This is a genomic window from Allobosea sp., assembly GCF_035999205.1.
In the GTDB taxonomy this organism is placed as follows: Bacteria; Pseudomonadota; Alphaproteobacteria; order Rhizobiales; family Beijerinckiaceae; genus Allobosea.
Genome location: NZ_DASYHA010000026.1, coordinates 530,803 through 548,255 on the forward strand (window position 1 = coordinate 530,803; position 17,453 = coordinate 548,255).

At 67.0% G+C, this 17,453-nt stretch carries 16 protein-coding genes; 11 read left to right on the forward strand and 5 right to left on the reverse strand.

Going from position 1 to position 17,453, the window contains the following annotated elements:
• The first annotated feature begins 11 nt into the window (after positions 1 to 11).
• Positions 12 to 260: a hypothetical protein gene (locus VGN82_RS24465; protein ID WP_327529673.1), complete on the forward strand. Its 249-nt coding sequence runs from the start codon at positions 12 to 14 to the stop codon at positions 258 to 260.
• A 3-nt stretch (positions 261 to 263) separates the two neighbouring features.
• Here VGN82_RS24465 and VGN82_RS24470 read toward each other — a convergent pair whose 3' ends face one another.
• Positions 264 to 1,652 carry a M20 family metallopeptidase gene (locus tag VGN82_RS24470; RefSeq protein ID WP_327529674.1) on the reverse strand — a complete coding sequence of 463 codons (1,389 nt, stop codon included), beginning with the start codon at positions 1,650 to 1,652 and terminating at the stop codon, positions 264 to 266.
• 125 nt (positions 1,653 to 1,777) lie between these two features.
• Here VGN82_RS24470 and VGN82_RS24475 point away from each other — a divergent pair, with 125 nt between their 5' ends.
• A complete protein-coding gene (locus VGN82_RS24475; protein ID WP_327529675.1) occupies positions 1,778 to 3,196 on the forward strand; it encodes an SNF2-related protein in 1,419 nt (472 codons plus the stop codon).
• A 57-nt stretch (positions 3,197 to 3,253) separates the two neighbouring features.
• Here VGN82_RS24475 and VGN82_RS24480 read toward each other — a convergent pair whose 3' ends face one another.
• Positions 3,254 to 3,430, reverse strand: coding sequence for a hypothetical protein (locus VGN82_RS24480; protein WP_327529676.1), 177 nt, complete (start codon positions 3,428 to 3,430; stop codon positions 3,254 to 3,256).
• Positions 3,431 to 3,570: 140 nt separating this feature from the next.
• Here VGN82_RS24480 and VGN82_RS24485 point away from each other — a divergent pair, with 140 nt between their 5' ends.
• Positions 3,571 to 4,332, forward strand: coding sequence for an SDR family NAD(P)-dependent oxidoreductase (locus tag VGN82_RS24485; RefSeq protein WP_327529677.1), 762 nt, complete (start codon positions 3,571 to 3,573; stop codon positions 4,330 to 4,332).
• A 41-nt stretch (positions 4,333 to 4,373) separates the two neighbouring features.
• On the opposite strand, the gene puuE is transcribed toward VGN82_RS24485, so the two are convergent.
• Both puuE and uraH read right to left on the reverse strand, forming a co-directional pair.
• Positions 4,374 to 5,795: an allantoinase PuuE gene (gene puuE / locus VGN82_RS24490; protein WP_327529678.1), complete on the reverse strand. Its 1,422-nt coding sequence runs from the start codon at positions 5,793 to 5,795 to the stop codon at positions 4,374 to 4,376.
• Between the two features lie 102 nt (positions 5,796 to 5,897).
• Positions 5,898 to 6,251, reverse strand: coding sequence for a hydroxyisourate hydrolase (gene uraH / locus VGN82_RS24495; RefSeq protein ID WP_327529679.1), 354 nt, complete (start codon positions 6,249 to 6,251; stop codon positions 5,898 to 5,900).
• Between the two features lie 155 nt (positions 6,252 to 6,406).
• Between uraH and VGN82_RS24500 the strand changes: the two genes are divergently transcribed.
• Positions 6,407 to 7,642 (forward strand): urate hydroxylase PuuD, encoded by a 1,236-nt coding sequence (locus tag VGN82_RS24500; RefSeq protein WP_327529680.1) that lies wholly within the window; start codon positions 6,407 to 6,409, stop codon positions 7,640 to 7,642.
• 185 nt (positions 7,643 to 7,827) lie between these two features.
• A complete protein-coding gene (locus VGN82_RS24505) occupies positions 7,828 to 10,311 on the forward strand; it encodes a hypothetical protein (protein ID WP_327529681.1) in 2,484 nt (827 codons plus the stop codon).
• A gap of 77 nt (positions 10,312 to 10,388) precedes the next feature.
• Here VGN82_RS24505 and VGN82_RS24510 read toward each other — a convergent pair whose 3' ends face one another.
• Positions 10,389 to 10,817 (reverse strand): GlcG/HbpS family heme-binding protein, encoded by a 429-nt coding sequence (locus VGN82_RS24510; protein ID WP_327529682.1) that lies wholly within the window; start codon positions 10,815 to 10,817, stop codon positions 10,389 to 10,391.
• Between the two features lie 200 nt (positions 10,818 to 11,017).
• Between VGN82_RS24510 and lysM the strand changes: the two genes are divergently transcribed.
• From lysM to VGN82_RS24540, 6 genes are all read left to right on the forward strand, one after another.
• Complete coding sequence (gene lysM, locus VGN82_RS24515) at positions 11,018 to 11,461, forward strand: peptidoglycan-binding protein LysM (protein WP_327529683.1); 444 nt, start codon at positions 11,018 to 11,020, stop codon at positions 11,459 to 11,461.
• Positions 11,462 to 11,765: 304 nt separating this feature from the next.
• A complete protein-coding gene (locus VGN82_RS24520; RefSeq protein ID WP_327529684.1) occupies positions 11,766 to 12,818 on the forward strand; it encodes a TRAP transporter substrate-binding protein in 1,053 nt (350 codons plus the stop codon).
• A gap of 8 nt (positions 12,819 to 12,826) precedes the next feature.
• Positions 12,827 to 13,330 (forward strand): TRAP transporter small permease, encoded by a 504-nt coding sequence (locus VGN82_RS24525; protein ID WP_327529685.1) that lies wholly within the window; start codon positions 12,827 to 12,829, stop codon positions 13,328 to 13,330.
• Positions 13,327 to 14,646: a TRAP transporter large permease gene (locus VGN82_RS24530; protein ID WP_327529686.1), complete on the forward strand. Its 1,320-nt coding sequence runs from the start codon at positions 13,327 to 13,329 to the stop codon at positions 14,644 to 14,646. The genes VGN82_RS24525 and VGN82_RS24530 overlap by 4 nt, the downstream gene beginning before the upstream one ends.
• 33 nt (positions 14,647 to 14,679) lie before the next feature.
• Positions 14,680 to 14,994, forward strand: coding sequence for a rhodanese-like domain-containing protein (locus VGN82_RS24535; RefSeq protein WP_327529687.1), 315 nt, complete (start codon positions 14,680 to 14,682; stop codon positions 14,992 to 14,994).
• A 118-nt stretch (positions 14,995 to 15,112) separates the two neighbouring features.
• Positions 15,113 to 17,422: a xanthine dehydrogenase family protein molybdopterin-binding subunit gene (locus VGN82_RS24540; protein WP_327529688.1), complete on the forward strand. Its 2,310-nt coding sequence runs from the start codon at positions 15,113 to 15,115 to the stop codon at positions 17,420 to 17,422.
• Positions 17,423 to 17,453: the final 31 nt, after the last annotated feature.

Below are 17,453 nucleotides of genomic sequence, written 5' to 3' on the forward strand. Positions count from 1 at the left end.
GGATGAGCCTGATGACAGTGACCATCGATGCCGCCGATCCCGGTACGCCCGCAATTCCGACGCCGCCGCCCGAGGCTCCGCCGCTGATTCCGGGAGAGGTGCCGCCCGCGCCCCCGGTCGAATCGCCGCCGGCCGATGAGCCGCCTGGCATCCCGACCGAGCCGCCGCCGGAACTGCCGCCCGAGAAGCCGCCGGAGGCACCCCCGGCGACACCCTTCGACCTGCCGCCGGATCGTGGCCCGCGGCAGCCGCAGGAGTAAGGATCAGACCGGCGGGGCGTTGCCGGAGCCGATATCCCAGTAGAGACCCGCCATCAGGCCGAGCGCCTCGCGGGCGATGGCGACGGGCAGGTGCTCATCTGGCGCGTGCTGCGAGCAGCCGGGGTAGGAATGGGGCACCCAGATCGTGCGCAGGCCGAGGATCTCGGCGAAGATGTCGTTCGGCAGCGAGCCGCCGAGATTGGGCAGCAGCGCCGGCTTCTTCTTGGTGCTGGCGGCGATGGAATCGATCGCGAAGGTCACCCAGGGATCCTCGGGGTCGAGGCGGGTCGCGCCGAAGCGCTCGGCGCCGGGCATGATGATCTCGACCATGGGGAAACCGTGGCGGTCGAGATGGCGGCGCATCGCCGGCACGACGTCCTTCGGATCGATGCCGACGACGAAGCGTAGCGCGACGCGCGCCCAGGCGCTCGGCGGCACGGCGTTGACCGGCGTCTCCGGCACGCCCGACTTCATCGCCAGCACGTCGAAGGAGCACCAGCCGAAGACCTGTTCGGCCGGCGACAGGCCGGGCTCGCCCCAGTTCGGGTCGATCTGCGGGCCATCGGGGCCGCCGTCGATGACGCAGTCGGCGACAGCCTCGCGCACGGCGCGGGGCAATTCCTTGGGCACCCATTCATGGATGCGGATCTGGCCGGTGGGAGAGGTGATCGAAGCGATGGCGTGAGCGAGCTGGATCGCCGGATCCGAGAGGATGCCGCCCCAGTTGCCGGAATGGTGCCCGCCCTCGCGCGCCACGATCTGCAGGTCGAAGGTGATGACGCCGCGCGCGCCGAGGAAGACGGTCGGCCGCTCCGCATTGAGGCGCGGGCCGTCCGAGGCGATCAGCACGTCGGAGCGGAACAGCTCGGCCTCGTCGGCGCAGAGCTCGCGCAGGCCGGGCGAACCCGATTCCTCGCCCATTTCGATCAGGTACTTGGCGTTGAAGCCGAGCTTCCCGCGTGATTCAAGAACGGCGCGCAAGGCGTTGATGTTGATGACGTGCTGGCCCTTGTTGTCGACCACGCCGCGGCCATACCACCGGTCGCCGCGCTCGGTCAGCGTCCAGGGCGAGAGGCCTTCGCTCCACTGCGAGTCGAGGCCGCGGATGACGTCGCCATGGCCATAGCCGAAGATCGTCGGCAGCTTCTCGTCCTCGATGCGCTGGGCGAAGAGGAAGGGGCCCTTGGCCTTGGGATGGGTGAGGATGCGACATTCGAAGCCGAGGCCCTCGAAGAGCGGGCGCATCTCGTTTTCGAGATAGTCGCTCAGGACCGGTGCGCGATCGGGGTTCTGGCTTTCGGTCGGCATCGCGATGAGCCGCGCGAGATCGCGCTTGAAGGCGCCGGTGTCGAAATAGTCCTGGGCGTGCGCGATGGCTTGGGCGCGGGTCATGGAAGCTCGCTATCTCTTGGTCGAACGGAATCGAGGCGATCGTTGCCGATGCTGCCGGGCATTGATACTGGCATGGCCATGCACGGATCGGCCACGGGATATGTCGGGCAGGGGGTACGCGCCTGATGACGGGCGGACCCGGCTTCATGGTGCCGCATGCGCACCAGCTCGTCGCGCGTGACGCTATCCTGGCCGCGCGTGCGGCCGGGGCGCCGGGCTTCCTGCTTGGCGACCTGACCGGACTCGGCAAGACGCTGTCGGCCTGGCTCGCGCTGGCCGCCATGCCGGAACAGGACATTCTTGTGATCTGCCCCAAGGGTGCGATCCCGCAATGGCGCCGCACGATCGCGCTCTCCGGGCTGCCGGCGAAGCGCGTCACGCTCATGAATTTCGAGAAGACCAAGTCGCTGCTGGCACCGCCGACCGATTCGAAGAAGCGCTCGGTCCGGGCGAAGAACAACGAGCTGGCCAAGCATGGCGTGCCGAAGCGGGTCTGGCCGCTGCTGGTGATCGACGAGGCGCACCGTATCCGCAATCCGAATTCGCAGCAGGGCCTCGTCTGCCGGCAGATGGCGGCTGCTGCCGATTTCACGATCTATATGAGCGCGACGGCAGGCCAGTCGCCGCATGAGCTCTCCTATCTCGGGCCCTTGCTGGCGCGGGCGGCAGGCATGCCGACCGCGGACCTCGACGGTTTTCGCGTCTTGATGAAGCGATTGAAGATCGGCCGCGCCAAGGGACGCTGGAAGAACTGGAGCTGGGAGCCGAACGAGGCGGATCGCAAGGTCATGTCGGAGCTGCTCTATCGCGGCGCCCATGCGATCGGTCTGCGCCGGCGCCCCGAGGAGATCGCCGGCTGGCCGGAAGTCCAGCGCGAGCTCGCCCCGGTCGCGCTCGATCCGGCCGCCCGCAAGCTCTACGACGCGACGTGGCGCGAGTTCCGGAGGGAGCTCGGCCTCGCCGGAGGCTCGACGCGCAAGCCGCAGGGCTGGGCGGCCGATCTGCGCTTCCGCCAGAAGGCGAGCCTGCTGCGGATTCCCGGTACGGTCGATTTCTGCGACGATCTGCTGGGAAATGACGAACAGGTCGCGATCTCCGTCGCCTTCCTCGAGACCAGCGCGATGCTGGCCGAGGCGTTGCGCGGGCACGGCTGGCGCGTAGGCGAGATCAATGGCGAGCGCTCTGGGGCGGTCAATGAGGAGACGCGCATCGCCTTCCAGACCGGCCAGCTCGACGCCGTGATCTTCACGGTCACCGAATCCATTTCGCTGCATCGCGGCGAGATGGCGGGCGGCGAGCGCGAGCGATCGCTCGTGATCCACGACATGCGCCACAGCGCGATCCAGCTCCAGCAGATCGAGGGGCGCTGCCATCGCGACGGCCAGCACGCGACGATCTTCTATGCCTATGCCGAGGATACGGTCGAGGAAGCGGTCGCAGGCACGGTGATCCAGCGTATGGCCGCGATGGAAGGTTTGGCTGGAGACGACACCCGCATGCTCGAGGCGATCGCGGGTATCGTCGAGGCGCGTGCGGCGGCGTGAGCGCGGAACGAACTGTCGGCGCTGCCTCGCGCTCGGAGCTGAAAGTGCCGGGCGCCGCTATTGCTTCGTGCTGCCCATTTCCTCGCGCGCACTCTGGCCGATCTGCTTGGCGCTGGTCACCGCTGAATCGGTGAGGCCGACGACACTCGTCCAGATGCTGCGTGTGTAGTGGCCCTGGTGGACCACGGCGTCATAGCCGATCGCGATGACCGCGATGATCAGCAGGATGCGCATCTATCCCTCCCTTGCTCGCCTGGCAGGAAACGCGGAGGGCTCGCGGCCGGTTCCCGGCCGGATGCCAGGCGGGGAACTGCCGCTTGGTTGACCCGCCCGGCGCTCCGGTGTCCCTTGCGGCGGGAGCAAATGAGGGCTGCATGTTCGAGGATCTGAAGGGCAAGCGCGTGCTGGTCACCGGCGCGTCATCGGGGTTGGGGGCACATTTCGTCCGGCTGCTCGCGGGGCAGGGGGCGCATGTCGCGGCTGCGGCGCGGCGGCGCGAGCGCCTGGTCGCACTCGCCGAGGCCTGTGCTGACCTGCCGGGCAAGGTGGTGCCCGTGGTGCTGGACGTCGCCTCCGTTGAAGCGACCTCGGCTGGCCTGGAGGAGGCCCGTGCCGCCCTTGGCGGGCTCGACGTGCTCGTCAACAATGCCGGCGTCGCCGATACCGCGCGCGCACTCGACCTCACCGAAGCGCAGTGGGACGCCCATCTCGACGTCAACCTGAAAGGCTGCTTCTTCGCGGCCCAGGCGGCGGCGAAGATCATGGCGACGCAGGCGGAAGGAGGAGCGATCGTCAACATCGCGTCGATCCTCGGCGAGCGTGTTGCGGCCTCGGTCGCTCCCTATGCCATTGCCAAGGCCGGGCTGATCCAGATGACCAAGGCGCTGGCGCTGGAATGGGCGCGCCACAAGGTCAGGGTCAATGCCCTGGCGCCGGGCTATGTGATCACCGATCTCAACCGCGATTTCTTCGCGACGGAGGCGGGCCAGGCGCTGATCCGCCGCGTGCCGATGCGACGCGCGGCGGAGCTGTCCGATCTCGACGGGCCGTTCCTGCTGCTCTGCGCCGATGCCTCGCGCTTCATGAGTGGCGCCGTGGTCGCCGTCGACGGAGGGCATCTGGTCAGCGGGCTGTAGGGCGCATCGACTTGCTCGGGCTCGAGCCGAGCATGACGCCCTCAATCGCGCATGATCTCCTTCAGGCGCAGCAGCGATATCTTCTCGACCTGCCCGAGCGCCGTTTCGAACTCCGCCTCCGGCGTGCTCTTCAAGCGCGTCTCGAAGGCCGCGAGGATCGCGTCCTTGTTCGCGCCGGCCACCGCCATGATGAAGGGGATGCCGAAGCGCGCCTTGTAGGCCTCGTTCAGCGCGGTGAAGCGGACGCGTTCGTCGCTGGTCAGCCGGTCGAGCCCGGCCGAGGCCTGTTCGCCGATCGATTCCGCCGTCATCTCGCCTGCGGCGGCGAGCTTGCCGGCGAGGTCGGGGTGGCCGTGCAGCAGGGCCTTCAGGCGCTCGGGCGAATTGGCGCGCAGGACCTTGACCATCGCCGCATGCAGCGTGGCGGGATCGTCGTGCTCCGCGGTGATGCCGGCTTCCCAGGTCGCTTCGGCGACCCAGGGCGCGTTCTCCCAGATGCGGCCGAAGACCTCGATGAAGAGCGCTTTCGGAACCGCGGAAGGGCGATAACCGCCGACCGGGGGGTGGTGTCGGATCCAGTGCCTGGCGATGTCGAGCCGCGTCGCCACCCAGACCGCTTCATGGCCTTTCACGTAGTCTAGGAACCGCGCCAGTGCCGCTGCGCGGCCGGGCCGGCCGACGAGCCGGCAATGCAGGCCTATCGACATCATCTTCGGAGCTGTCGCGCCCTCGGCATAGAGCGTGTCGAACGAGTCCTTCAGATAGGCGAAGAACTGGTCGCCGCTGTTGAAGCCCTGCGGCGTCGCGAAGCGCATGTCGTTGGCGTCGAGCGTGTAAGGCACGGCGAGCTGCGGCCCCCTGGGACCGCTCAGCCAATAGGGCAGTTCGTCGGCATAGACGTCCGCCGTGTAGAGGAAGCCGCCCTCCTCCATGGTCAGGGGAATCGTGTTCTCGGAGGTGCGACCCTGGTAGCAGCCGAGGGGACGTTCGCCGGCGAGCTCGGTCTGGATGCGGATGGCCTCCAGTATATCGGCGCGCTCGCGCTCCTTCGGCGCGTCACGATAGTCGATCCATTTCAGGCCATGGGTGGCGATTTCCCAACCGGCTTCCTGCATCGAGCCGACGATCTCGGGATAGCGGGCAAGGGCGCTCGCCACGGCGAAGACCGTGACCGGCATGTTGCGCTCGGTGAACATCCGCCAGAGCCGCCAATAGCCGGCGCGAGAGCCATACTCGTAGATCGATTCCATGTTCATGTGGCGCTGGCCGGGCCAGGGCGCGGCGCCGACGATCTCGGAGAGGAAGGCCTCGGAGGCGGCGTCGCCGTGTAGGATGTTGTTCTCGCCGCCTTCCTCGTAGTTGACCACGAACTGGACCGCGACCCGGGCTTCGCCGGGCCAGTGCGGATGAGGCGGCGTGCGGCCATAGCCCTTGAGATCGCGCGGATAAACAGTGTCGGTCATGGCGTGCGGCGCTCGCAGATTGATTCAGGTCGAAATGGTAACGTGTTGGCGCAAAATGGAAATGCGGTGTCTGTGATGGCGGGCGAGGGCCAAGGCCGGCCCTCAACTGCCGCGATAGGTGGTGTAGCCGAAAGGCGAGGCGAGCAGCGGCACATGGTAGTGCCGCGCGGTGTCGGAAATTCCGAAGCGCACCGTGACGATCTCCAGGAAGGCGGGCTCCGCCAGCGCGACGCCCCGGCTGCGGAAATATGCGCCGATGGCGAAGTCGATCTCGTAGACGCCGGGCCTCGTCGCCTCGGGCGTCAGCAACGGCTTCTCGGTGCGACCGTCGGCATTGGTGACGGTCTCGACCAGCGTCTCGGGCGCGCCGTCACCAACGCGGCGCAGCGTGATCGCGACGTTCGCCGCCGGTACGCCGCCATGGGTGTCGAGGATATGCGTCGTCAGTCCGGCCATGTCTGTCCTTGTCCCGCCTGCCTGCTGCCGTGGAACGGCGCTTGCGTGTTCCGCGACGCCAACCGTAATTTGGCCGGCGCCGAAGTCCACCGGCAGGAACGTGCCTGCAAGCTTCTGTCCAACTTCAGCTGTCCCCGTCACGACCGGAACCCGCGATGCTCGACGCCTATCTGATGGAATGGGGAGGCATGCTGCTGCGCTGGCTGCATGTGATCACGGCGATCGCCTGGATCGGCTCGTCCTTCTTCTTCATCCATCTCGACGCCTCGCTCAGGCCGGCCGCGGACATCCCGCCGGGAACGGGAGGACGCGCCTGGCAGGTCCATGGCGGCGGCTTCTACGAGATGCGCAAATACATGGTCGCGCCGGCGGTGATGCCGGCGGAGCTGACCTGGCACAAATGGCAGAGCTATTGGACCTGGATCTCCGGCTTCTTCCTGCTGGTCTGGGTCTATTACGCGCAGTCGGAGCTTTACCTGATCGATCCCGCCGTGATGGCGCTGTCGCCGCTGGCGGCGGGCGCGATGGGTGTCGCGGCCCTGGTCCTCGGCTGGCTGTTCTATGACTGGCTCTGTCGCTCGCCGCTCGGTCGCAACGACGTCGTGCTGGGCGTGCTCGGCTTCGGCTACGTCGTGGCGGCGAGCTGGGCTTTTGCCTCGGTGTTCTCCGGGCGCGGCGCGCTGATCCATACCGGCGCCCTGATGGCGACGATCATGACCGCCAATGTCTTCTTCAACATCATGCCGGGCCAGCGGAAGGTGATCGCGGCACTGACGGCAGGCGAAACCCCGGACCCTAAATACGGCAAGGCGGCCAAGCAGCGCTCGACGCACAACAACTACATCACCCTGCCGGTGCTGTTTCTGATGCTGTCGAACCACTACCCGGTCACCTATGCGAATTCGAAGGTGATTCCGGCCCTGGTCGCCCTGATCATCGTGGCGGGCGCGCTGATCCGACATTTCTTCAACATCCGCCATGCCGACCATGCGAAGTCGCCCTGGTGGTGCTGGGCCGTGGCGCTCGTCGCGCTCTGGCTTGCGTTCTGGCTGGCGATGGCGTCCTCGCCCGGAGGCCGCGAGCGGCTCGGGCTGGCGCCCTTGCCCGACGCCAGGCCCATCCTGCTGGCGGGAGCGAAACTGCCCCCGGCCGAAGTCGCCAACATCATCACGGGGCGCTGTGCCATGTGCCATGCGCCGGAGCCGTCCTGGCCGGGCATCCAGATTCCGCCCAAGGGCGTGCTGCTGCACGAGCCCGAGCGCATCGCGACGCAGGCTCGCGCGATCCGGGCCCAGGCGGTGATGACCCATGCGATGCCGCCCAGCAACCTGTCGGGCATGACGCCGGACGAGCGCCGGGTTCTGGCTGCGTGGCTGACGCCCGGGCGCTGATCTCCGCGATCGCCGTTACCGCCTTTTGACCTTGTTCGCACCAAGCTGAACGCCTGTGCGAATCCATTCAGTTTCGGTTCACCTGCCGGTCGCCATGGTCCAAGCACTGACAGGCTGGAGGCTGGCTCCACTATCCGGAGCCGTCCTGCCCTGAAGGGGGACCGGGGGGTCCGTTGAACGTGTTCTTGAGGAAAGCCGCCGGCTATCGGCTGGCGGCTGTGGCATTTGTTTGTGTCTGGGCGGTGCTGTGCTGGCCATGGCTGTCGGGTGCGGTCACCATTCCGTTCGACGCCAAGGCGCATTTCCAGGCGCAGATCCAGTTCCTGGCGCAGGCGCTGCACTCGGGGCAGTCGCCGTTCTGGACGCACAACGTCTTCGGCGGCTCGCCGCAGGTGGCCGACCCCCAGTCGCTGATCTTCTCGCCCGCGCTCATCCTCGCGCTGCTTTCGCCCTCGCCGAGCTTCCGCGCGGTCGACGCCTATGTGCTGGCGCATCTGCTGGTCGGCGGGCTGGCGCTGATGATGTTCTTCCGCGACCGCAACTGGCATCCCGTCGGTGGGCTGCTGGCGGCGCTGGTCTTCGCCTTCGGCGCCTCGGCGGCCTGGCGCGTGCAGCATGTCGGCCAGATCGCCAGCCTTGCCTTCTTCGCACTGTCCTTCTGGCTGACCGCGCGCATGCTGCAGCGCTCGTCGATGCTGACCGGCGTTTTCGCCGGTTTCGCAGCCGGGATGATGGTGCTCGAGCCAGATCAGGTGGCGCTACTCGGGGCCTATATCCTGATCGGCATGGTCGTCGGCCACTGGCTCTCGGGCGGCTGGGCCGCCCTTCGCGCGAGCCTGCCGGCGATCGGCGTGGCGAGCGTCGTCGGTGCCGCGACGATCGCGCTGCCGCTGATCTGGACCTGGCTCTTCGCCGAGGCGACGACCCGTCCTGCGATCGACCTGACGGAGGCAGGGCGCGGTTCGCTGCACCCGGTATCGCTCCTGACCGCCTTCTTCGGTGATCTCTTCGGCGCGCAGGATCCGAACGTCGATTTCTGGGGCCCCTACAACAATCCGAACTGGGCCAAGGAGCTGTTCCTGTCGCAGAACATGGGACAAGTCTATTTCGGGGCGCTGCCGGTGCTGCTGCTGATCGCACCGGGCCTGACCCGTGGCTGGCTCTGGGACAGAGCCGTGCGGCCGCTGACGCTGCTCTTCGCCTTCATGGTGCTGTTTGCGCTCGGCCGCTACACGCCGGTCTTCGACCTGGCCTACGACTATCTGCCCGGGGTCAAGGTGTTCCGGCGCCCGGCCGATGCGACCTTCCTGGTCGGGGCGCTCGGCGCGCTGTTGTCCGGCTATGTGCTGCATCGCATCCTGACCGCTGAACCCGGCACCTCGTTCCGGCGTGATCTGCTGATCGGCGCCGTCGCCCTCCTGCTGATTGCCGGGGTGGCACTGGGCGTCTCGCAGGGCGCGGGGCATCTGGCCGATGCCGGCAAGCCCGTCGCGCTGGCGCTGGGCTGGTTCCTGGCTGCGGGCGCCGTCATCCTGGCGTTGCAGCGCTGGCGCGGCGCGGTCGGGCCGGTTGCGGCGGCCGTTCTGATCACTGGCGTCGTCGCCGCCGATCTCGGCGTCAACAACGGCCCCAACGAATCGACGGCCCTGCCGCCGCAGCTTTACGACGTGCTGCGCCGGGAGACGCGCAACGAGACGGTGGCGGTCCTCAAGCAGTTGACGGTGCAGCCCGCGGGATCGCCGCGTCGTGACCGCATCGAGCTGCTCGGCATGGGCTTCGAATGGCCCAACGCCGCAATGGTCCATGGCTTCGACCATACGCTGGGCTATAACCCCCTCCGACTGGCTGATTTTTCGGAAGCCGTGGGCACGCGCGACGGCATCGCCTCGCCTTCGGAACGCAAGTTCACGCCGCTGTTTCCGTCCTATCGCTGCCGCCTCGCCAACCTGTTGGGGCTGCGCTACATCGCCTCGCCCGTCCCGATCGAGCAGGTCGACCACACGCTGCGCGACGGCGATCTCCAGCTGATCGCGCGGACGAAGGATGGCTATATCTACGAGAATCCGCGCGCCCTGCCGCGCGTGCAGTTCGTCGGCGGCTGGGAGCTCGCCGATTTCGACGGGATGAAGCAGGGCGGCAGCTGGCCGGAGGTCGATCCGCAACAGGCCGTCCTGCTCGAGGTCGAGCCGCCGCTGGCGACACCGGAAGGGCCGGTTGCCGCGAAGGCCGACATCAAGCTCACCCGCTACGAGAACACCGAGGTCGAGATCGAGGTCACGACGGCGGCTGCCGGCTTCGTCGTGCTGAACGACATCTGGCATCCCTGGTGGCGAGCCGAGATCGACGGCGCTGAAACGGAGATCCTGAAGGCGAACGTGCTGTTCCGGGCCGTGCAGGTCCCGGCCGGCACCCACAAGATCCGCTTCAGCTTCCACCCGGTCGCCGGCGCTCTGGCGGAACTTCGCGAGCGTGTCAGCCCGGCGCCGGTCGAGGACGATGCGCCGCTGCCGCTGCCGCCGCTGCCTGAGGAGCCACTCGTCGCGCAGACCGGGACGCTGCTTCCCTCCATGCTGGCCCAGCCGTCGCAGGCGGTCCGGGACTCGCTGCGTCTCGGCCCGGCGCCGGCGATCGTCGCGCGCGACCTGATGTCTTCGGCCCTGGCCCACTGACCGCGCGAGTCCGTCTGATCATCTGAAAGGGCATTGCCCGCCCCTCCCGCGGGGCAGGCATTTGGGGCGGGCGTGGCTCAGGCGCCCGTCTCGGCCACGAGGCCGGCCGCCGCGATCCCGGCGAGGGCCGCGGCCTCGTCATTGTCGGAGGTGTCGCCGGAAATGCCGATCGCACCGAGCACGGCGCCGCCGGCATCGCGGATCAAGGCGCCGCCTGGAACGGGCACGAGCGAGCCGCCGACGGCATGGGTTGCGGCCTCGATGAAGTAGGGCCGTTCCATCGCCATCTTGTGCAGAGCCCGCGAGCCGATGCCGAGCGCCACCACGCCATGCGCCTTGCCGAGCGCAATCTCGGCGCGCTTCAGACTGGTTCCGTCCTGTGCGACCACGAGCTTGGGCGCGCCGCGCCCGTCGAGGATGGCGATGGCGAGGGGCTTGAAGCCGGCGGCAGCGGCATGGGCGATGGCGGCCGACATGATGGTCTGGGCCTGTGCGAGCGTCAGCATGATGGACTCCGATTGATCTGCGGTCAGAGCTTCTGCCAGCCCTGACGCTGCTGCGAAAGGCGCCGGGCGGAGAAGGAGCTTGCGCGGAATCGCACAATGGCGCCCGCGGCGATGCGAAATTTCAGCCGATCACGTTTCATGTCTTGCACTTGTCGTTGCGACAGGGGTTCATGTGCGTCCCAACGCAAGGAGGACACGTCATGGGTCTGTTCAGTTTCATCAAGGAAGCGGGAGCCAAGATCTTCGGGTCAAGCCCGGCGAAGGCTGCGACGCCCGAGGAGATGCAGAAGGAACTGGCCGGACATGGTCTGCCGTCCGACGTTGCGATCTCGATCGACGGCGACAAGGTCAAGGTCTCCGGCAAGGCGGTGTCCACCGAGGAAGCCGAGAAGATCATTCTGGCTCTCGGCAACACCGTCGGCGTCGCTTCGGTCGAATCCGATCTCGCGGTCACCAAGGAGGTTCCCGCCGCGGTGTTCTACACCGTTAAGAAGGGCGACACCCTCTGGAAGATCGCGGAGGAGCATTACGGCAAGGGGCAAGGCGCGAAATACACCGAGATCGTCAAGGCCAATACGCCGCCGGTGAAGAATCCCGACCTGATCCTGCCGGGTTGGGTGCTGCGGATTCCGCCGAAGGCCTGAGCTGTCGGGCCTCGCGCCCCGGCGACGAAGAAGCCGCGCCTTCCGGGGCGCGGCTTCTTCTGCGACAGCTGCTCGTGATGCCAGCGGCGACCGGCAAGGTCTTGACGGGATTGGTTGCCTCAGCAACGATCTTGTCCAGCCGTCGGTGAAAAAGAAGCGAGCCTGGCTGACCGTGGCGGAACTCCGCCGCCGGCCATGCTATCGTTCGGTATGCCGCGGAGCGGCCTTTCCCCTGTGGGGTGGGCGTCCAAGACAGTCGCGAAAGTGGGATTGTTCGCAAGCATTGTCCCTGGGGAGGGAAATCATGACATTCGATCGCCGTCGTTTTCTGACATTGGCCGGCGCCTCCGTGGCCGCGCCCGCCGTGTTGCGCGCCACCCGTGCGAATGCGCAGGAGGTGACGCTGAAGATGCACCACTTCCTGCCGCCGGTCGCCGTCGGGCATGCGAAGTTCCTGAAGCCCTGGGCGGACAAGGTCGCGGCCGAGTCGAACGGGCGCATCAAGATCGACATCTTCCCATCAATGCAGCTGGGCGGCACGCCGCCGCAGCTCTTCGACCAGGCGCGTGACGGCGTCGCCGATCTGGTCTGGACGTTGCCCGGCTATACGCCAGGCCGCTTCCCCGGCCTCGAGGCCTTCGAGTTACCCTTCATCGCCAACAAGCGGGCGCTGCCGAATTCGCTCGCCCTGACCGACTATGCCGAGCAGAATCTGAAGGACGAACTCAAGGACGTCCAGCCGATCTGCCTGTGGACGCATGATCACGGCCTGATCCACGCCAACAAGCAGGTCAAGACGATGGAGGACCTCAAGGGGCTGAAGCTGCGCTTCCCGACGCGGCTCGCCGGCGAGGCGCTGAAGATGCTCGGTGCGAACGCAATCGGCATGCCGGTACCGCAGGTGCCTGAATCGCTCGCCCAGCGCGTGATCGACGGCTGCGTCATCCCCTGGGAGGTGGTGCCCTCGGTCAAGGTCCAGGAACTGGTCAAGTATCACACCGAGATTCCGGGATCGCCGACCTTCTATGTCGCGACCTTCGTGCTGGCGATGAACAAGGCGAAGTACGCCGCCCTGGCTCCCGATCTGAAGGCGGTGATCGATCGCAACTCGGGCGCTGCAGCCGCTGCCATGGCTGGCAAGGTCTGGGACGAGCAGGCGATCGTGGTGTCCGACATGGTCCGCAAGCGCGGCAACACCATCACCGTGATCGAGGAGGCGGAGGCCGCTCGCTGGCGCAAGACCACCGAGCCGGTGATCGAAGGCTGGCTGAAGACGGCGAAGGAGAAGGGGCTCGACGGCGAGAAGCTGCTCGCCAATGCGAAGGCCGCCCTCGCCAAGCACGAGAAGGCGGCCTGACGGACACGATGTCGAGCAAGGAAGAGGAAGCTGCGCCGTCCGGTTTCGACTGGGCGGTGAGGGCGGTTGCGCTGCTTGGCGGCGCGCTGCTGGTCGCCTTGTCGGTCGTGGTCGTGGTCAGCGTCACGCTGCGCAGCGACCTCGTCGGCAGCGCCGGGGTTCCCGGCGATTTCGAGTTGGTGCAGATGGCGACCGCCATCGCCGCCTTCTGTTTCCTGCCCTGGTGCCAGCTCCGCCGCGGCAACATCTTTGTCGATACCTTCACGCTGAAGCTGCCGCTGCGCTGGCAGCGTCGCATCGATGCGCTCTGGGACATTGTCTACGCCCTGGTGATGGTGCTCATCTCCTGGCGGCTCGCGGTGGGTGCGCGTGCGGCCTACGCCACGGGCGAGAACAGCATGGTGCTGCAGGTACCGAGCTACCTGCCGATCGCGCTCTGTTCGGTATTGGCGGCGCTCGTGGCAGCGGCAGCGGCCGTCAGTGCGCTGCGTCTGATGAGGGCCTCGGCGTGAGCGGATTTTCCATCGCCGTCACGGGCTTCGCGGTGATGCTCGCGCTGATGGCGCTGCGCCTGCCGATCGGCCTCGCCATGATGCTGGTCGGTGGTGTCGGCTATGTCCAGCTCAACGGGCTCGATCCGTTTCTGAACTACATCCGCACCACCCCCTACCAGATCTTCGCAAACTACACGCTGTCGGTGATCCCGCTCTTCGTCCTGATGGGCGCCTTCGCCGAGCGCTCGGGGCTGGCGGGGGACCTGTTCAAGGCGGCGTCCGCCCTCGTGGGGCATCGTCGCGGCGGACTCGGCATGGCCGTGATCGGCGCCTGCACCGGCTTCGGCGCGATTTGCGGCTCGGCTGTGGCGACGACGGCGACGTTTTCGCGCGCCGCCCTGCCGGAACTGAGGCGCTATCGCTACGATCCCGGCTTCTCCTGCGGCGTCGTCGCGGTTGGCGGGACACTCGGGATTCTGATCCCGCCTTCGGTCATCCTGGTCGTCTATGCGATCTCGACCGAGCAGAACATCGCCAAGCTGTTCAAGGCGGCGCTGATCCCCGGACTGATGGCGGCTGCGTTCTACTGCGTCACGATCGGGCTGATGACACGGCGAAACCCGGAGCTCGGTCCGGCCCAGCCGCGTGTCGCCTGGCCGGATCGCCTGCGGCCGCTGCTCGGCATCATCCCGGCCATGACGGTGGCCCTCGTCGTCGTCGGAGGCATCTATGGCGGCGTGTTCACGCCGACGGAGGGAGCTTCGGTCGGCGCCTTCGTCATGCTGCTGATCGGCCTGCTCCGCGGCACTCTGAACCTGTCGGGCATCGGCGAGGCGATCCTGCAGACGGCCGAAACCTCGGCCATGATCTTCGCGATCCTGCTTGGTGCAGAGGTCTTCAACGCCTTCCTGGCTCTGACGCAGGTGCCGACGGCGGCGGCGGAGATGATCGCTGCATCGGGCTGGGCGCCCTATACGGTGCTGGTCGGGCTCCTGCTGTTCTACATCGTGCTGGGCGGCGTCATGGACGAACTCGCGATGATCCTGCTGACGCTGCCGGTGTTCTTTCCGATCGTCACCGCACTCGACTTCGGGATGGCGCCGGACGATGTCGCGATCTGGTTCGGCATCCTCGTGCTGATCGTCGTCGGCATCGGCATGACCTGTCCGCCGATCGGGCTCAACGTCTTCGTCGTGTCATCGCTGGCGCGCGACGTGCCGATTACCCGGATCTATCGCGGCGTGCTGCCCTTCGTGTTGTCCGATGTCATCCGGCTCGGCATCGTGGTGGCATTTCCAGCCCTCACGCTCTATCTGGTAAAGCTGCTGGACTAGGGTACAGGCCCTTGGAGCGTCGGAGCTGCCGCATTGACCGTGAACGATCTTGACATCGACGACATCAAGGCCGGTCTTTCAGACGGGTCCATCCTCCTCGTCGATGTCCGCGAGCCGCATGAGTTTGCTGCCGGCCATATTCCGGGCTCGGTCTCGCGCCCGCTCTCACGCTTCGACCCGGCCGATCTTCCGAACGAGCCCGGCAAGCGCATCGTGATGTCCTGCGCCGCCGGTGTCCGCTCGCTGCGGGCACTCGAATTTGCACAGTCGGCTGGCCTCGATATCGACAGCCATTATCTCGGCGGCTTCCGCGACTGGGTCATGCAGGGCGAACCTGTCGAGCACTGACGGTTTCGGCCGTTTTCCGCCTTGCGCCCGGCGCATCGCGGCACGCCTCTTGCCGGGGCTGACGCCACCTCGATCCTGTTCCAGTCTTTCATTCGACTTATCTGAAGGATGTTCGGCGATGCGCCCCATGAAATTCGGATTCGGACAGCCCGTGCGCCGGGTCGAGGACCAGCGCCTGACCACCGGCACGGGCCGCTACACCGACGACACCGCGGTCGATGGGGCGCTCCACGCCTTCGTGTTGCGCTCGCAATATGCCCATGCGACCTTTGCGATCCGCGATAAGGAGACCGCCCGCAGGATGAAGGGCGTCAAGCTCATCCTGACCGGCGAGGATGTCGCTGATCTCGGCGATCTGCCCTGCAAGGGGCTGATCCAGGAGGTCTCCGGCGAGATGGTGCGGCCGCTTCCGGTGCCGGTGCTGCCGACCGATACGGTCCGCCATGTCGGCGAAGCCGTCGCCTTCGTCGTTGCCGAGACGCTGGCGCAGGCGCGCGATGCGGCTGAGGCGATCGACATCGAATGGACAGCGCTGCCCTCGGTCACCGGCATCGAGGAAGCGCTCGACCCGAAGGCCCATCGGGTCTGGCCCGACCGGCCGGGCAATGTCGCCTTCGAGGGCCAGCAGGGCGACAAGGCCAAGACCGACGCAGCCTTCGCCAAGGCCGACCGCACGGTTTCCGTGACGATCGTCAACAACCGGCTCGCCTCCAACTACATGGAGACACGCGCCTGCATCGCCGAATACGACAAGGCGACGAAGCGCTGGACGCTGACGCTCGGCAGCCAGGGCAGCCACGGCACGCGCGAAATCCTCGCCGACTACATCCTCAAGGTCGACCAGTCGCGTATCCGCGTCGTCACGCCCGATGTCGGCGGCGGCTTCGGCACCAAGATCTTCATGTATCGCGAGTATCCGCTGACCATGGTCGCGGCCGAGAGGCTGAAGCGCCCGGTGCGCTGGGTTGCCGACCGGACCGAGCACTTCCTCGCCGACACCCATGGCCGCGCGAACCTCGCGACTGCGACGATGGCGCTCGACAAGCGCGGCAAGTTCATCGGCCTCAAGGTCGATCTCGCCGCCGAGATGGGGGCCTATCTCTCGCAGTATGGACCCTTCATCCCATGGGTCGGCACCACGATGACGCCCGGCTGCTACAACATTCCGGCGGTTCATGTGCGCTTCCGTGGCATCCTGACCAACACGATGGCGGTCGACGCCTATCGCGGCGCCGGTCGCCCGGAGGCCGCCTATCTGATCGAGCGGCTCGTCGATGCCATCGCGCGCGAGACCGGCAAGACGCCCGATGCCGTGCGTGCGCTGAACTTCGTCAAGCCGGGCGAGATGCCTCACAGGACGCAGACCGGTCCGGTCTACGATTCCGGCGAGTTCGAAGGGCATATGCGCCGGGCGATGGATGTGGCCGACTGGAAGGGTTTCAAGACCCGCCTGAAGGCCGCCAACAAGGCCGGCAAGATTCGCGGCATCGGCATGGCCAGCTACATCGAGGCCTGCGGCGGCGGCGGGCCCGAGAGCTCGACCGTGATCCTCGAGAAGGACGGCATGGTCACGGTCCTGATCGGCACGCAGTCGAACGGGCAGGGCCATGAGACCGCCTATTCGCAGCTCGTCTCTCAGCATCTCGACATTCCGATGGACCGCATCCGGGTCGTGCAGGGCGATACCGACAGGGTCGAGACCGGTGCCGGCACGGGGGGCTCGCGTTCGATTCCGGTCGGAGGCGCCGCGCTCGACAAGGCGACCTCGATCCTCTCCGACAATCTGAAGCAGCTCGCCTCCGAGAAACTGGAGGCCGGCGTCGGCGACCTCGAGATCGCGGATGGCGCCGTGCGCGTCGTCGGCACCGACAAGGCGCTGGGTCTCGCCGCCATCGCGGCGCTGCCGGGCGCGACGCCGGCGAAGCTCAGGGTGCATCAGAGCTGGGAGCCGCCGGAGGCGACCTATCCTAACGGCACCCATATCTGCGAGCTGGAGATCGACCCGCAGACCGGCGGTACCGAGATCGTCAATTACGTCGTGGTCGACGATTTCGGCATGACGCTGAACCCGATCATGCTGCAGGGCCAGGTTCATGGCGGCGCGGCGCAGGGCATCGGCCAGGCGCTCATGGAGGAGATCAGGTTCGACGCGTCCGGGCAGATGCTGACAGCGACCTTCATGGACTATGCGCTGCCGCGCGCCGTCGACGTGCCGAACTTCCATTTCGAGACGCGCAATGTCCGCTGCGTCACCAATGCGCTCGGCGTCAAGGGAGCGGGCGAGGCGGGGGCGATCGGCGCCTGTCCGGCGGTGATGAATGCGATGGTCGACGCGCTCGACCGGGCCGCCGGCATCAAGGCTATCGACATGCCAGCGACGCCGCTGAAGGTGTTCAACGCTCTCAAGGAGGCCGGTTACCAACTTTGACGCAAGGACTCCCTTGCATCGACGCAAGACC

What these genes read in the sequence shown, in the direction of transcription:
- VGN82_RS24465 (WP_327529673.1), top strand. Translation starts at nt 12, where the DNA reads ATGACAGTGACCATCGATGCCGCCGATCCCGGTACGCCCGCAATTCCG.
- VGN82_RS24470 (WP_327529674.1), bottom strand. Translation starts at nt 1,652, where the DNA reads ATGACCCGCGCCCAAGCCATCGCGCACGCCCAGGACTATTTCGACACC.
- VGN82_RS24475 (WP_327529675.1), top strand. Translation starts at nt 1,778, where the DNA reads ATGACGGGCGGACCCGGCTTCATGGTGCCGCATGCGCACCAGCTCGTC.
- VGN82_RS24480 (WP_327529676.1), bottom strand. Translation starts at nt 3,430, where the DNA reads ATGCGCATCCTGCTGATCATCGCGGTCATCGCGATCGGCTATGACGCC.
- VGN82_RS24485 (WP_327529677.1), top strand. Translation starts at nt 3,571, where the DNA reads ATGTTCGAGGATCTGAAGGGCAAGCGCGTGCTGGTCACCGGCGCGTCA.
- puuE (WP_327529678.1), bottom strand. Translation starts at nt 5,795, where the DNA reads ATGACCGACACTGTTTATCCGCGCGATCTCAAGGGCTATGGCCGCACG.
- uraH (WP_327529679.1), bottom strand. Translation starts at nt 6,251, where the DNA reads ATGGCCGGACTGACGACGCATATCCTCGACACCCATGGCGGCGTACCG.
- VGN82_RS24500 (WP_327529680.1), top strand. Translation starts at nt 6,407, where the DNA reads ATGCTCGACGCCTATCTGATGGAATGGGGAGGCATGCTGCTGCGCTGG.
- VGN82_RS24510 (WP_327529682.1), bottom strand. Translation starts at nt 10,817, where the DNA reads ATGCTGACGCTCGCACAGGCCCAGACCATCATGTCGGCCGCCATCGCC.
- lysM (WP_327529683.1), top strand. Translation starts at nt 11,018, where the DNA reads ATGGGTCTGTTCAGTTTCATCAAGGAAGCGGGAGCCAAGATCTTCGGG.
- VGN82_RS24520 (WP_327529684.1), top strand. Translation starts at nt 11,766, where the DNA reads ATGACATTCGATCGCCGTCGTTTTCTGACATTGGCCGGCGCCTCCGTG.
- VGN82_RS24525 (WP_327529685.1), top strand. Translation starts at nt 12,827, where the DNA reads ATGTCGAGCAAGGAAGAGGAAGCTGCGCCGTCCGGTTTCGACTGGGCG.
- VGN82_RS24540 (WP_327529688.1), top strand. Translation starts at nt 15,113, where the DNA reads ATGCGCCCCATGAAATTCGGATTCGGACAGCCCGTGCGCCGGGTCGAG.